The 14,446-nt window shown below is 74.2% G+C and carries 10 protein-coding genes and 1 pseudogene; 6 read left to right on the top strand and 5 right to left on the bottom strand.

Annotated features, from left to right (window positions below; translation table 11 throughout):
• Positions 1 to 56: 56 nt before the first annotated feature.
• Both GBN72_RS30490 and GBN72_RS30485 read left to right on the top strand, forming a co-directional pair.
• Entirely contained in the window at positions 57 to 305 is a 249-nt protein-coding gene (locus GBN72_RS30490; RefSeq protein WP_151775169.1) for a hypothetical protein, read from the top strand.
• A gap of 63 nt (positions 306 to 368) precedes the next feature.
• Positions 369 to 959: a hypothetical protein gene (locus tag GBN72_RS30485; protein WP_151775168.1), complete on the top strand. Its 591-nt coding sequence runs from the start codon at positions 369 to 371 to the stop codon at positions 957 to 959.
• Between the two features lie 390 nt (positions 960 to 1,349).
• On the opposite strand, the gene GBN72_RS30480 is transcribed toward GBN72_RS30485, so the two are convergent.
• Together GBN72_RS30480 and GBN72_RS30475 are read right to left on the bottom strand one after the other, a co-directional pair.
• Positions 1,350 to 2,033, bottom strand: coding sequence for an HAD family hydrolase (locus GBN72_RS30480; RefSeq protein ID WP_151775216.1), 684 nt, complete (start codon positions 2,031 to 2,033; stop codon positions 1,350 to 1,352).
• A gap of 5 nt (positions 2,034 to 2,038) precedes the next feature.
• Positions 2,039 to 2,566 (bottom strand): DUF6912 family protein, encoded by a 528-nt coding sequence (locus GBN72_RS30475; RefSeq protein ID WP_151775167.1) that lies wholly within the window; start codon positions 2,564 to 2,566, stop codon positions 2,039 to 2,041.
• A 519-nt stretch (positions 2,567 to 3,085) separates the two neighbouring features.
• Between GBN72_RS30475 and GBN72_RS35665 the strand changes: the two genes are divergently transcribed.
• Positions 3,086 to 3,367: an Rv3235 family protein gene (locus GBN72_RS35665; RefSeq protein WP_246213001.1), complete on the top strand. Its 282-nt coding sequence runs from the start codon at positions 3,086 to 3,088 to the stop codon at positions 3,365 to 3,367.
• A gap of 487 nt (positions 3,368 to 3,854) precedes the next feature.
• On the opposite strand, the gene GBN72_RS30465 is transcribed toward GBN72_RS35665, so the two are convergent.
• Entirely contained in the window at positions 3,855 to 4,562 is a 708-nt protein-coding gene (locus tag GBN72_RS30465; RefSeq protein WP_151775166.1) for a TetR/AcrR family transcriptional regulator, read from the bottom strand.
• Between the two features lie 151 nt (positions 4,563 to 4,713).
• Between GBN72_RS30465 and GBN72_RS30460 the strand changes: the two genes are divergently transcribed.
• From GBN72_RS30460 to GBN72_RS30450, 3 genes are all read left to right on the top strand, one after another.
• Positions 4,714 to 5,634 (top strand): ABC transporter permease, encoded by a 921-nt coding sequence (locus tag GBN72_RS30460; protein ID WP_151775165.1) that lies wholly within the window; start codon positions 4,714 to 4,716, stop codon positions 5,632 to 5,634.
• A gap of 7 nt (positions 5,635 to 5,641) precedes the next feature.
• The gene (locus tag GBN72_RS30455; protein ID WP_151775214.1) at positions 5,642 to 6,427 is read left to right on the top strand and encodes an ABC transporter ATP-binding protein; all 786 of its coding nucleotides are present in this window, start codon (positions 5,642 to 5,644) and stop codon (positions 6,425 to 6,427) included.
• A 181-nt stretch (positions 6,428 to 6,608) separates the two neighbouring features.
• Complete coding sequence (locus GBN72_RS30450) at positions 6,609 to 7,094, top strand: hypothetical protein (protein ID WP_151775164.1); 486 nt, start codon at positions 6,609 to 6,611, stop codon at positions 7,092 to 7,094.
• Between the two features lie 240 nt (positions 7,095 to 7,334).
• Here the strand turns inward: GBN72_RS30450 and GBN72_RS30445 are convergent, their stop codons facing one another.
• Positions 7,335 to 12,344, bottom strand: coding sequence for an NAD-glutamate dehydrogenase (locus GBN72_RS30445; RefSeq protein ID WP_151775163.1), 5,010 nt, complete (start codon positions 12,342 to 12,344; stop codon positions 7,335 to 7,337).
• A 439-nt stretch (positions 12,345 to 12,783) separates the two neighbouring features.
• Positions 12,784 to 13,791 (bottom strand): annotated as a pseudogene (locus GBN72_RS36230) (hypothetical protein); the annotation flags it as partial.
• Positions 13,792 to 14,446: the final 655 nt, after the last annotated feature.

Below are 14,446 nucleotides of genomic sequence, written 5' to 3'. Positions count from 1 at the left end.
CTTCGCGTTCGCCGTTCCGGCACGCGGCCACCTGGGCGGTGGCTATTCTGCGGTCCATGACAAATCGGGGGACGGCCGCGGCGTGGCGGACCGATGCGGTGCCGCCGCGGGAGTCGGACTTCGCCGCCTGCCGGGCGAGCCGGAACGGGCAGCCCGGCCGTGACCTGAGCACCGGTGCTGTGCGGGTGTGGGTGCGGGTGCGGGTGCCACGGGGGTGCCCGGTGGCGGTGTCGGGGTCCACCGCGGTGCGGGTGGCCGGTCCTGCGGCGGTGCGGTGGCAGACCGTGCGGCCGCTGTCGGCCTGACGCGTCATGGCGGGCGGCGGGGTGTGGCGGGCAGGCGTGTGGCTGTCGTGTCTGCTGGCGGTTGTGGCGGGCGCGTTCGTGTGGACCCGGCAGCTCAACGGGATGCCGCTGGTCGGCTTCGACATCACGTACGTGACGGACGACGTGCGGGGTGCGACGCATCCGGTGGCGTACGAGTACGTCAGGCACTTCGCCGGGCTGGTGGAGTGCGTGTTCCTGGTGGGGCTGACCGTGGGCGCGCGGGGCCCGCGGGCGCGTCTGGCCGCCTGCGGTGTCCTGCTCCTGGTGTGCGCGGTGCTGGTGACGACGGGCGTGCGGACCCTGGGGGACGCCTCGTCCCATGTGGACCTCTCGCGGGCGGCGGCCGACCGGTTCGCCGCGGCGGTCGTGTTCACGCTGGCGCTGTCGGCCCTGGGCGGGGCCGTGGCGCTGGTGTGCCGGAGGTTCGTCTTCCACGACGGTTTCGTCGCCGGTCTCCTGGCCGGTGCGGGTTCCCTGCACCTGGTGGCCGTCTTCCTGCTGGCCTCGGCCCTGGACCCGCCGATGCAGCTCACCGGGTGGGCGTGGGTGCCGGGGGTGTGCCACCTGGTGGCGGCCGGGTGTGTCGCGGCGTGGGTGGCGGGCCGCCGGGAGAAGGAGCCGTTGCCCGGCTGACGCCGCGGCGCGGTGTCCGTCCGGCCCGCCTTCTGGCCGCCTGCCTGTCCGGCCCGCTTGTCCGGCCCGCCGCGGGTGAGGCAGCCAGGCGGACCGCACGGAGCGGTGGCGTGCCGGCTCTGGCCCGCCGCGGTGTGGCGAGTGGTCTCCCGCTGGTGCCGCTGATGCCGTTGACCGGTCGACGGGGCGTGTGGCCCGGCTTGGTCGGTGCGGTGCGGTGCGGTGCGGTGCGGTGCGGTGCGGTGCGGTGCGGCCGGTCGGTCGGGCCGGCGTCGCTGGGGCGAGGAGCTGCGCCCGCTCGGTGCCGGGACCGTGGGGCGGGCGGCTTCCTCCTGCGGTGGGACGGCAGCGCAGGGCGGTGCCGTCCGCCGGGGCGGGGCCCGGAGCGGGTCAGGAGGCCGCGCGGCCCACCGCGAGACGTTCCGCCAAGGAGACGGCCTCGGTGAGCGAGTCCACGACGGGTACGCCGGCTTCCTCCAGGCCGGCCCGGCTGTGCGAGCCGCCGGTGTAGAGCACCGCTCCGGCCCCCGCGCTGCGGGCGGCCAAGGCGTCGTCGAGGGCGTCGCCGATGACCACGGTGGTCGAGGGACGCACGCCGTGGACTTCGAGGGCGGCGAGGTGGCGGACCATGTGCTCGGCCTTGGTGCCGCCGGAGGGGCCGTCGCGGCCGTCGATCCGCAGGAAGTGCGGTGCGATGCCGAAGCCGTGGACCAGCGGGACCAGTTCGTCGTGGCCGTGCATGCTGAGGATGGACTGGCTGCGGCCGGCCGAGTGCCAGCCGTGCAGCAGTTCGCGGACGCCCTCGGTGAGGTCGCAGGCGCTGAGGTGGGCCTTGTAGTGGTGGTGGAAGAGGCCGTCCATCACCTCCCACTCGCCCTGGGTGGGCGTGCGGCCCATCAGCCGCTCGTAGAAGCGGGGCACCGGGACGCGGTAGAGCGCGCGGTACTGCTCCAGGGTGATGGGCTCCAGACCGACCTCGGCGAAGGCGGTGTTGGTCGCCCGGATAGTGGCGTCGAGGTCGTGGAAGAGGGTGCCGTTCCAGTCCCAGACGATGTGCGGGCGGGGCGGGGGTATCGCGGTCACGCGGGGTGGCCTTCCTCGCCCTCGCCGCCCGTGCCGGCGTCGATCAGGGCGGGAATCTCCTGGGTGGCGAACCACAGCAGGTCGTGGTCGTCGGCCAGGTCCACGGTGTCCAGCGCGTCGGCGTCGTCCTTGTCGGCGGCGTCCAGGGCGGCCGCGGCGGCGGTGACGTCCCGCTCCGCCTCCCCGGCGTCGACGTGCACGGCGGCCGCCTTGGCGAGGCGGAGCGGGCCGGGGACGAGGGCCTCGCCCATCTCCGCGGGCGACAGGTCCACGGCGCGGTCCGCCACGTCCACCGCGACGACGACCCGGCGGCGGGGCGCGGCGGGGTCCGCGGCCAGCAGGCGCAGCGAGGCGTGCGCGGCGAGGCCGAGGGCGGCGTACTCCAGTTCCTCCGAGTCCTGCGACTCGTACCAGTCGCTCAGCGCGGGGGTGGCGGCGTACGCGGTGACGCGGGCGGCGCCCAGTTCGCCCGTCCGGTACGCCTCGGCGAGCCCGGGGAGGGTCAGGGGTACGTAGACGCGCATGCGGGCCGCCGCTTTCGGTCGGGGACGGGTGGGTCAGCTCAGGATACGTGCGGGGTACGGGGGCGGTCCCCTTTCGGGGTGGGGTGGGGCGGCGGTGGGCGAGGGGTGCGGACCGTCCTGTTCGCCGTCGGGGCCGTGCGGCCACCGGGCCGACGGGGCGGATTGGGCCTGATAGGTGAACCGTGGGGACGGGGCGCGGGCTCGTGTCGGTCTTTGGCGGTGGGTGCGGACCGCTCTACAAGATCCACAGCGGGGTTACTCGCCGGTATGTGTCACTCGCGGAACGGGGATGTGTGCGTGAACAAGGTCATGACGAGGGTGCGGAGCGGGTCGGGTGGGCCGGTCGGCGTGGGGGAGCGGACCGCGGTGGGGGAGCGGCCCGGGGCGGCCGGGCGGAGGAGGCCGCCGGGGCGGAGGGACGCGCGGCGGCCGGGTGGCGCCGGAGCGGGGGCGGGTGCGGGTGCGCGGGTGGCGGTGCCGCCGCCGGCGCGGCCGACGGATGTGTTCGCGGAACGGCTGGTGGGGGTGCTGAGCGGGCAGCTGCCGGTGCACTCGATGCTGCGGCACACGGTGGGGCGGGCGTACGACGACCTGGCGCGGCTGGCGGAACGGGGCGTGCTGCGGACGCGGGGCGGGGTGCGGCCGGTGGTGCGGGACATCGGGTACTACGTGGCGCGGGCGGGGGCGCTCGAGGTGTTCGTGCGGGTGGGGGCGGGGGACAGGGTGCGGGCGCTGGCGTTCCGGCTGGAGCGGGGAGAGGACCGGCGGTGGCGGTGCGTGGCGGTTGAGGCGGGTCCCTGAGGGGGCTCGACCCCTTCCTGCGGGCCGGCGGCGTGACGGTGCGGTCGTTCTACCTCCCGGTCGCCACGGGGCGGCGGCCGCCGGGGTGGCGGGGCGTGGGGTCGCGCATACGGCGCCGTGGGGCCTGACGCCTGGTGGAGCGGGCCGCTTGCCGGGGGGGCTGGGGCCTGCGCCCGCCCTCCCCCAAGCTCTCGACTTCGCTCGAGCAGGTGGGGGTGCCCCCGGACGGAGTCTGGGGGAGGACCCCCATCGCCCTCTGGGCGGCCCAGCCGCCCGCGGGGGCGGGACGGTTCACCGTGAGGCGTGGTGTCCGTGCCGTGGGGCCTGACGCCTGGTGGAGCGGGCCGCTTGCCGCGGGGGCTGGGGCCTGCGCCCGCCCTCCCCCAAGCTCTCGGCTTCGCTCGAGCAGGTGGGGGTGCCCCCGGACGGAGTCTGGGGGAGGACACCCATCGCCCCCTGGGCGGCCCCCCGCCCGCGGGGTGGGTGGTCAGAGGGATTTGAGGGCGGCTGTTGTGGCTCGGGTGAGGGTGGGGAGGTGGGACTTGGGGAGGCGGGGCTGGCGGAGGATGACGGTGCGCCAGTACAGGGGGCCGGTGATGAGGTCGAGGGCGAGGTCCTCGTCGAGGCCGCGCCGGAGTTCCCCCCGCTCCACCGCCGCCGCGACGATCCGCAGCGCCACGCTCTCCTGGCCCGACCGCACGGCCTTGCGCAGGGCCTCGTCGATCTCCGGGTTGCGGGCCGCCTCCGCCTGCAGGTCCGGGATGATCTGCGAGGCCACGGGGTGCCGCAGGGCACGGGACGTGAACTCGTACAGCAGCCGCAGATCCGTCTCCAGCGACCCCGTGTCCGGCGCGGGGAGCCCCTGCACGGCCAGCGCGGAGACGATGTCCAGCACCAGGTGCAGCTTGCCGCGCCACCGCCGGTAGACCGCGGTCTTGCCGACGCCGGCGCGCCGCGCGACGCCCTCGATCGAGGTCCGCGCGTACCCCACCGCCGCCAGTTCCTCCAGCACGGCCGCGCGGATGGCCTCCGTCACGTCCTCGCGGAGCACCGCCGCCCCGGCCGGGGCGCGGCGACGACGCTCGGCGGACCCGGACCCGGACCCGGACCCGGACCCGGACCCGGACCTGGTACCGGCCCCGGCGCCGTCGGCGGCTTCGGCTGCGGTCGCGGCTTCGGCATGGGCGTCAGTCATGCCGACCAGCATAGGGCGAACGAGCCCGTTACGACGGGACGGTTGCGTTCCGGCGTGCCCGCGCCTAGGCTCCATTCGCGACCGACGATACGGTCCCGTTCCGTCGTCGGTCTCCTCCTCCCGCTCGACCGCTCGAAGAAAGGCCGCGGATGTGAGCCAGGTTCTCGACGCACCGCATCCCGCCGGTCCGGCGGTCCCCGACCACGGGGACCTGTCCGCGCTGGCAGCCCGGTACGGCCTCTCGGTCAGCGGGGCGCGCCCCAGCCTGACCGGCTACGTCCGGCAGCTCTGGGCGCGACGGCACTTCATCACCGCCTTCGCCACCGCCAAGCTGACCGCCCAGTACAGCCAGGCCAAGCTGGGCCAGCTCTGGCAGGTGCTCACGCCGGTGCTGAACGCCGCGGTGTACTTCTTCATCTTCGGCGTGCTGATGGGCACCTCCCGCGGCGTGCCGGACTTCGTGCCGTTCCTGGTCACCGGCGTCTTCGTGTGGACGTTCACCCAGACCTCGCTGATGACCGGCACCCGGTCGATCGCGAGCAACGTCGGTCTGGTGCGCGCGCTGCACTTCCCGCGGGCCTCACTGCCGATCTCCTACTGCCTCCAGCAGCTCCAGCAGCTGCTGTTCTCGATGGCGGCGCTGGTCGTCATCCTGCTGATCTTCGGCGTTCCGGTGGCCTGGTCCTGGCTGCTGGTACTGCCGGCGCTGACCCTGCAGTTCGTCTTCAACGCGGGCCTGGCGATGGTGCTGGCCCGGCTGGGCGCGCACACCCCGGACCTGGCGCAGCTGATGCCGTTCGTGCTGCGGACCTGGATGTACGCCTCGGGCGTGATGTTCAGCCTGACGCAGGTGGCGCAGCGCACCGACCTGCCGGGCTGGGTCTTCAACGTCCTGCAGTGGAACCCGGCGGCGGTCTACATCGACCTGATGCGGTTCGCGCTGATCGACAGCTACACCGCGAGCCAGCTGCCGGACCACGTGTGGCTGATCGCCGCCGGGTGGGCGCTGCTCGCCGGGCTCGGGGGATTCGTTTTCTTCTGGAAGGCTGAGGAGACCTACGGCCGTGGCTGAGCAGCGGATGGACGTCGCCGAGGAGCAGGTACCCACGGTCGTCGTCGACCACGTGGACATCGTCTACAAGGTCAACGGCGCCGGTGGCGGGCGGGGCGCGGCCACGGCGGCGCTGAGCCGGATCGTGCGGCGCAAGGAGAAGGTGGAGCGGGCGTCCGGGGTGCGGCGGGTGCACGCCGTGAGGAACGTGACGTTCGTGGCGCACCGCGGTGAGGCGATCGGGCTGATCGGCACCAACGGCTCGGGCAAGTCGACGCTGCTGAAGGCGGTGGCCGGGCTGCTGCCGGTGGAGAACGGGCGGATCTACACCGACGGGCAGCCGTCGCTGCTGGGCGTCAACGCGGCGCTGATGAAGGACCTCACCGGGGAGCGGAACGTCCACCTGGGCGGGCTCGCCATGGGGATGTCGCGGGAGCAGATCCGCGAGCGGTACCGGTCGATCGTGGACTTCTCGGGGATCAACGAGAAGGGCGACTTCATCACCCTGCCGATGCGGACGTACTCCTCTGGCATGTCGGCGCGCCTGCGGTTCTCGATCGCCGCGGCCAAGGACCACGACGTGCTGCTGATCGACGAGGCGCTGGCCACGGGTGACAAGAAGTTCCAGAAGCGGTCCGAGGCGCGGATCCGCGAGCTGCGCAAGCAGGCCGGAACGGTCTTCCTGGTCAGCCACAACAACAGGTCGATCAGGGACACCTGCGACCGGGTGCTGTGGCTGGAGCGGGGCGAGCTGCGGATGGACGGCCCGACCGAGGACGTCATGCGCGAGTACGAGAAGTTCACCGGCAAGTAGACGGGCAGCCCGCGGAGAAGGGGTGGTCCGGGGCGCACGCCCCGGACCACCCCTTCCGGCCGTCCCGGGCCTTCCCCGCCCGTCCCCGACCTCACGTTCCGCTCAGTTCCCGGCGGGCGAGGGCACGGCACGGGCCCGCGGGACCTACGCTCGGGGCCGGTCGTGGAGCAGGGGGCGGAGCATGCGGGGTCGGTGGGGTTCGGTGGCGGTGGTGGTGGCCGTGCTGGGGCCGGCGGGGTGCTCCGCCGGGCCGTCGCCGGACGAGGTGAGGACGCGGCCCTCCGTGGAGAGCGCGGGCGCGGACGCGGGGGCCACGGAGCCGGGCGCGGACGCGCGGACCACGGAGCCGGACGCGGGGGAAGCAACCGCCGCGTCGGACGTGGACCTGGACCGGCGGGGGAACGGGCGCGTGGAGTATCCGGCGGGGCCGGCGGGCAAGGACCTGGCCGTCGCGATCTCCTGCCAGGGGGACGGGACGATCGAGGTGCGGCTGCCGCGCGTCGGGGCCTCCTTCTCCGAGGACTGCCGGGAGGACGAGGTGGTCCCGTACGAGCACCGGCTCGGCGTCGACGGTGCGGAGCGCGCCGGGACCGCCGTCGTGGAGGCGCCGGAGGCCGTGCGGTGGACGGTCACCGTGAAGCGCCGGGAGCCGCTCGCCGCGGAGTAGCCGCGGCTGCCGGCCGGGCGCCCGAGGGCCGGTGCCGGTGCGGCCGGGCACCCTCGGGCTGCGCCCCGACGGCCCGCCCCGGCCGCTCTCCCGGGCTGCGCCCGACGGCCCGCCCCGGCCCTGGCCCGGTGGCCCGCGCCGGTCGGGTGGACCGGGGTCCGGCCGCCGCCGCGGTGTGCGGGGCCGGCCGGGCTCCCCGTCCGCCGCCGTGTGGGGCGGCGGACGGGGCCTCGGTCCGGGCTACGACCGGAGCAGGGTGCGCATGGTGCGCATCGCCACCGAGAGGTTGGCCAGGTCGAAGCTGTCGGAGGAGTGGATCTCGTCCAGCGTCGTCCGGGCGCGGCTGAGGATCGCCGCGTGGCGCTGCTCCCACGCGTCGAAGCGCTGCTCCGGGGTGGCGGAGGACTCGCCGGCGGCGAGGATCTCCGCGGTGAGGGCGGCGTGGGCGGCGTACAGGTCCTCGCGGATGGAGGCGCGGGCCATGGACTGCCACCGGTCGGCCCGCGGCAGTTCGAGGATGCGGTCCATCAGCTGGGTGATGCGGAGGCGGTCGGCGAGGTCGTAGTAGACCTCGGCGACCTCCAGCGCGTCCTTGCCCGTGCGGTCGGCCACCGCGACGATGTCCAGCGTCGGGAAGGCGGAGGAGAACCCGGCGACCTGGGTGGCCAGCTCCTCCGGCACGCCGGCGCCCGACAGCTCGTCGTGGATGTGCTGGTACCAGGCCAGGTCCGCGCCGCGCAGCAGCTTGGGCAGGTGACCCCAGACCTGCTCGACGCCCTCGGCGAAGAACTCGACCGTCTGGGCGATGGCCAGCGGCTGCGGCCGGTTGTTGAGCAGCCAGCGGGTGGCGCGCTCGACCAGTCGGCGCGAGTGCAGCCGGATCCGGGTGAGGACGGCCGCCTCGACCTGGTTGTCCAGGTCCTCGACGGCGTCCCAGACGCGGCCGCAGTGGAAGATCTCCCGGGCCACGGTGTGCGCCCGCACCACCTCCTCCAGCGACGCCCCGGTCTCCTCGCGCAGCCGGTGCAGGAAGGTGGTGCCGCCGGTGTTGACGGTGTCGTTGACCAGGACCGTGGTGACGATCTCGCGGTGCAGCGGGTGGTTGTCGATCTGCTCCTCGAACCGCTCGCGCAGCGCCGCCGGGAAGTAGGCGTGCAGCAGGCGGCGCAGGTACGGGTCGTCGGGCAGGCCGGTGGTCACCAGTTCCTCGGCCGCGGTGATCTTGGTGTAGGCGAGGAGGACGGCGGTCTCGGGACCGGTGAGGCCGTGTCCGTGCTGGAGCCGCTCGCGGATCTGGCGGTCGGTGGGCAGGAACTCGATGGCCCGGTCCAGGCGGCCGGAGCGCACCAGGTGGCGCAGGAAGCGCTGCTGGGAGGGGAGCATGTCGTACGCCTGGGCGGCGGCGTTGGCCAGCGCGGTGTTCTGCGCGTAGTTGTTGCGCAGCACCAGCGAGCCGACCTCGTCGGTCATCTCGGCGAGCAGCTTGTTGCGCTGCTTGACGGTCATGTCGTCGGCGCGGACCAGCCCGTTGAGGAGGATCTTGATGTTCACCTCGTGGTCGGAGGTGTCCACGCCGGCGCTGTTGTCGATGGCGTCGGTGTTGACCCTGCCGCCCTCACCGGCGTTGCCGGCCTGCGCGTACTCGATGCGGCCGAGCTGGGTCAGGCCCAGGTTGCCGCCCTCGCCGACGACCTTGACCCGCAGGTCCTGGCCGTCGACGCGGATGGCGTCGTTGGCCTTGTCGCCGACGTCGGCGTGGGACTCCACGGACGCCTTGACGTAGGTGCCGATGCCGCCGTTCCACAGCAGGTCGACGGGGGCGGTCAGGACCGCCTTCATCAGCTCGGCCGGGGTCATCTTGGTGACGCCGGCGTCGATGCCCAGGGCCTCGCGGATGTGCTGGTTGAGCGGGATCGACTTGGCGGTCCGGGGGAACACGCCGCCGCCCGCGGAGAGCAGCCCGGTGTCGTAGTCCGCCCAGGAGGAGCGCGGCAGCTCGAACAGGCGGCGGCGCTCGGCGTAGGAGACGGCCGCGTCCGGGTCGGGGTCGACGAAGATGTGCCGGTGGTCGAAGGCGGCCACCAGCCGGATGTGCTCGCTGAGCAGCATGCCGTTGCCGAACACGTCGCCGGACATGTCGCCGACGCCCACGACCGTGAAGTCCTGCGTCTGGGTGTCCACGCCCAGCTCGCGGAAGTGCCGCTTGACGGACTCCCAGGCGCCGCGGGCGGTGATGCCCATGCCCTTGTGGTCGTAGCCGGCCGAGCCGCCGGAGGCGAACGCGTCGCCCAGCCAGAAGCCGTACGCCTGGGCGACCTCGTTGGCGATGTCGGAGAAGGTGGCGGTGCCCTTGTCGGCGGCGACCACCAGGTAGGTGTCGTCGCTGTCGTGCCGCACCACGCCCTCGGGCGGGACGACCTCGCCGCCGACCAGGTTGTCGGTGATGTCGAGCAGCGCGGAGATGAAGGTGCGGTAGCAGGCGACGCCCTCGGCCAGCCAGGCGTCGCGGTCCACCGACGGGTCGGGGAGCTGCTTGGCGACGAAGCCGCCCTTGGCGCCGACCGGCACGATGACGGTGTTCTTCACCATCTGCGCCTTGACCAGGCCGAGGACCTCGGTGCGGAAGTCCTCACGCCGGTCCGACCAGCGCAGACCACCGCGGGCGACCTTGCCGAACCGCAGGTGGACGCCCTCCACGCGCGGCGAGTACACCCAGATCTCGTAGGCGGGCCGCGGCGCCGGCAGGTCGGGGATGGCCTGCGGGTCGAACTTCATCGACACGTAGTCGTGCGGCCGGCCGTCGTCGGTGAGCTGGAAGAAGTTGGTCCGCCAGGTCGCCTTCACGACCGTGAGGAAGGACCGCAGGATCCTGTCCTCGTCCAGCGAGGCCACCTGGTCCAGGGCGCCGTCGAGTTCCTCCAGCAGGCCGTCGGTGATCTCCAGCCCGGCGCTCTGCCGCTCCGGCGACAGCCGCGCCTCGAAGAGGGAGACCAGCAGGCGGGTGGTGTGGACGTTGTCGCGGAGGGTGTCCTCCATGTAGTCCTGCGAGAACGTCGACCCGGCCTGCCGCAGGTACTTGGCGTAGGCGCGCAGCATCATCGCCTCGCGCCAGGTGAGACCGGCGCTCAGGACGAGGGAGTTGAAGCCGTCGTTCTCGGCGCGGCCGGTCCAGGTCGCGGCGAAGGCGTCCTGGAACCGTTCGCGGGCGTCGTCGCCGCCGAGGAACTCGCCGCTCGCGGTGAGCGCGGTGCGCGGCAGGCGCAGGCCGAAGTCGTAGATCCACGCGCCGGAGACGCCGTCGTGGCCCTCGGGGCAGCGCAGCTCGTAGGGGCGTTCGTCGGTGACCTCGACGCCGAGCCGGGTGAGGACCGGCAGGACCGCGGAGAGCGAGACCGGGGCGCCGTGGCGGTAGATCTTGAAGCGGCGCTCGCCGGGGGCGGCGCCCACCGGCTCGTAGAGGCTGAGCGCGAACTCCTCCTCGACACCCTCGGCGACCAGGTGCTCCAGCCGGGCGATGTCGGAGACGGCGGCGCGCGGCGTGTGGTCGGCCTTGTAGCCCTCGGGGAAGGCGTTGCCGTAGCGGCGCAGCAGTTCGGCGGCGCGCTCCTCGCCGAACTCGGCGTGCAGCGCCTCGGCGAAGCCGTCGGCCCAGGAGCGGGCGGCCTCCGCGAGCCGGCCCTCGATGCGCTCCTTGTCGGCGTCCGACAGGTGCGGCAGCTCGGTGCCGAGCGGCACGCGGACCACGAAGTGCAGCCGGGAGAGGATCGACTCGGTGTTCCAGGCGGTGAAGTCGACGCTGGTGCCGCCGAGTTCCTCCTTGAGGATGTCGATGATCCGCAGCCGGACCGCGGTGGTGTAGCGGTCGCGGGGCAGGTAGACCAGCGCCGAGTAGTAGCGGCCGTACTCGTCCTGCCGCAGGTAGAGCCGCAGCCGGCGGCGCTCCTGGAGGTAGAGGACGGAGGTGACGATGGATCGCAGCTCGTCGGCGGGCGTCTGGAACAGCTCGTCGCGCGGGTAGGTCTCCATGATCTGGAGCAGGTCGCGCCCGCCGTGGCTGTTGGGGGAGAAGCCGGTGGCGGCCAGCACCTCGGCCACCTTGCGCCGGATCACCGGGACGCGGCGCACGGACTCGGTGTAGGCCGCGGAGGAGAACAGGCCGAGGAAGCGGCGCTCGCCGACCACCTCGCCGTTCTCGTCGAACTTCTTGACGCCGATGTAGTCCAGGTAGCTGGGCCGGTGCACGGTGGCGCGGCTGTTGGCCTTGGTGAGGACCAGCAGCCGGTGCTCGCGGGCCTTGGCGCGGGCGTCGGCGGGCAGCCGCTCGAATGACGGGGCGGACGGGTCGTCGCCGCGGTCGCCGGGGACGTTCCCGTCGGCGTCGGGGGTCTGGTGCGGGTCGGAGCGCAGGATGCCGAGGCCGGTGCCGGGGACGGCGGCCAGGGTGTCGTCGTCGACCAGGCGGTACTCGCGGTAGCCGAGGAAGGTGAACGCGTCGGCGGACAGCCAGCGCAGCAGCTCGCAGGCCTCGTCGACCTCCTCCTGCGGCAGGTCGGAGGCGAGCGGCTCGAAGGGCAGCTCGTCGGCGATGCGGACGGCCGCGTCGCGCATCTTCTCCCAGTCCTCGACGGCCTCGCGGACGTCGGACAGCACGCGCTGCAGGTCGGCGGTGATCTGCTTGAGGTCCTCGCGGTCGGTCTCGCGGTCCATCTCGACGTGGATCCACGACTCGACGTGCGCGTCGTGCGGCAGGTCCGCGGTGTCACCGGGGGCGGGGGTGTCGAGCACCTCCAGGAGCTTGCCGGTCAGGTCGCGGCGCACCACGAACTGCGGGTGGACCACGAGGTGGATGCCGCGGCCCTGGCGGGAGAGCTCGTTGGTCACCGAGTCGACCAGGAACGGCATGTCGTCGGTGACGACCTCGACCACGGAGTGGCTGCTGGTCCAGCCGTTCTCCTCGACGGTCGGGGTGTGCACCCGCACCGCCGCGGTGCCCTGCGGCCGGAGGCCCGCCAGCCGGTAGTGGGAGTAGGCCGCGCCCAGGACGTCGACCGGGTCGCGGTCGCTGAGGTCCTCGGGCGCCGTGTGCAGGTAGTAGCGCTGGAGGAACGACAGCACGGCGGCCCGGTCCGGGCTCCTTCCGCCGTCGTCCGTCGCCCCCGCCGGAAGGCGTCCTCCGGCCGGGCTGTTCTCAGCTACCCGGGCGGCCCTCTCGAGCAGCTCGGCCTTGGCTTCGTCCAGCTTGGTCTGCATTGTTCTCTGGCTCCTGTCGCGCGCCGTTGCGTGACGTTGAAGGGAAGTCGGCCGGTGCGGCCGTGATGCTTCCGGCAGCACGTCTCGACGCCGGGTGTCCGGTTCGTTCCGACGCTATGCCTGAAGGGGAGACGCGCGTGGGGATTCCGGCCATGCGCGACAGCGATGTCGCGGCCCCCCTCGCCGTCCCCGCGGAGATGTCGGCGAGCGGCGCCCGGTCCCGGGTGTCCACCGGGTGCTCCGGGCGCGTCGCGAGGGCTGGAACGCCCGCGCCGGCTATCGCGCTGATCACGGCACCAGGCTATATCCCGGGGTGAGGGGGCCGTCATGAGCCGTATGTGTACAAAAGCGGGGGTGGAACTTTGCCGGTCCGCACAGCGTCGGAGTGCTGCGCGCGGAGGTATGGGGGTGGGGCGCGCGCGGGCGCGGGGCGGGGATCTCAGTCGCGCGGGACGGCGCGGTTCTCCGTCGCCGGTGGCTCCTGCGGCCGCCGCGCGCCGCCGGGGGACGGGGCGTCCGCGCCGTCCGGCGTCCCGGAGCACCGGGCGTCCGCCGGGGGCAGGGGGGTGCCGGGGGCGGGGGTGGGGCGGGAGAGCCGGGCGACCCGCACGCAGGACAGGACGGCGGCGGCCACCAGCAGCCCGTTGCGGACGGTCATCACCAGGCAGCCCGTCCAGCTGCGGGCCATGACCTCCTCGTACAGGACGGGGTAGGCGAGCGCGCTGACCGCCGTCGCCGCCGTGACCAGCAGCGCCACCGGCCGCTGCGTGGTGGAGGGCAGGGCGAGGCAGACGGCGGCCAGGCCGAGGAGCCAGATCATGTACTGGGGGCTGATCACCCGGCTGGTGACGGTCAGCAGGAGCACGGCGGCCAGGGCGGCGTCACGGCTCAGGGACGGGGGCCAGTGGCCGTGCGGCAGGGCCGCGCGGGCCGCGCGCAGCCGCAGGACGGCGATCAGGGCGCAGACCGCGAACGTCAGCGCCAGCGAGGCCGCCGCCACCGCGCCGACGCCCGGGCCGACCAGTTCCATCGCGCCGTACTGGTAGCGCACCTGCCCCGGCCAGCCGGCGTGGGTGGCGAGGGAGAGCAGGGTGCCGCCCAGCGACTCGATCTGCACGCCCCGCTCGCCCTGCTGCCGGACGAAGGACAGCGTGCCGGTGAAGAGCGAGGCCAGCAGGGCGAGCAGGGTGACGGCGGTGACCGCGGCGGACGTCCAGGCGCGGCGGGTGGTCCGGCCGGGCTCGGCGCCGATCAGGATGAGCAGCGGCCAGGCCTTGGCGAGCGCCCCGAGCGCGGCCAGCGCTCCGCCGAGTCGGGGCAGGCGGTCCAGGGCGAGCAGGGCGAACACGGCGAGGGCGGTGACCTGCACGTCGAAGCGGGCCAGCGGGAGATGGAGCAGCAGGGGGAGGCCGGCCGTCCACAGCAGCGCGCCCAGCAGGCTGCGGCCGCCGGGCACGTCGCGACCGGCGGGCAGGCCGCGGTTGCCTGGCAGGCGGTGGCTGCCGGACAGGCCAGGGCCGCCGGTCAGGCCGCGGTTGCCGGGGACGCCGGGCATGCTGCGGTTGCCAGGCCGGCCGCGGTTGCCGGGCAGGCCGGGGACGCCGGGCCGGCCGTGGGTGCTGGACAGGCCGGGGCCGCCGGTCAGGCCGCGGTTGCCGGGGACGCCGGGCATGCTGCGGTTGCCAGGCCGGCCGCGATTACCGGGCAGGCCGGGGACGCCGGGCACGCTGCGGTTGCCAGGCCGGCCGTGGCTGCTGGACAGGCCAGGGCCGCCGGGCAGGCCGCGGTTGCCGGGTAGGCCGGGCGCGTCGAGTTCGCCCTGGCCGCCCGTCCGCCCGCGGTCGCCGCCCGGGACCGCGGCAGCCGTGGCGGTCGCGGCAGCCGTGGCCCGGCGGGGCAGGCCGGCCCGGACGAGGGCCGCCGTGACGGCGGCGTCGGCGGCCAGCGTGACTGCGGTGAACGCCCACGGGTAGGGCAGCCGGGGCATCAGCAGCCCGGGGACCAGCAGGGCGGGGCCGGCGCCGGGCGGGTACTGCCAGAGCGGGTCCCCGGCCGGGTAGGCGCCCCGGTCCAGGGTCTCCCGCCAGCGGGTGTAGAGCCGT

This window comes from Streptomyces abyssomicinicus, from assembly GCF_008974245.1.
GTDB classification, from domain to species: Bacteria; Actinomycetota; Actinomycetes; order Streptomycetales; family Streptomycetaceae; genus Streptomyces; species Streptomyces abyssomicinicus.
Note: the sequence above shows the minus strand (reverse complement) of the source record. Positions and strands in the feature narration are given on the sequence as shown.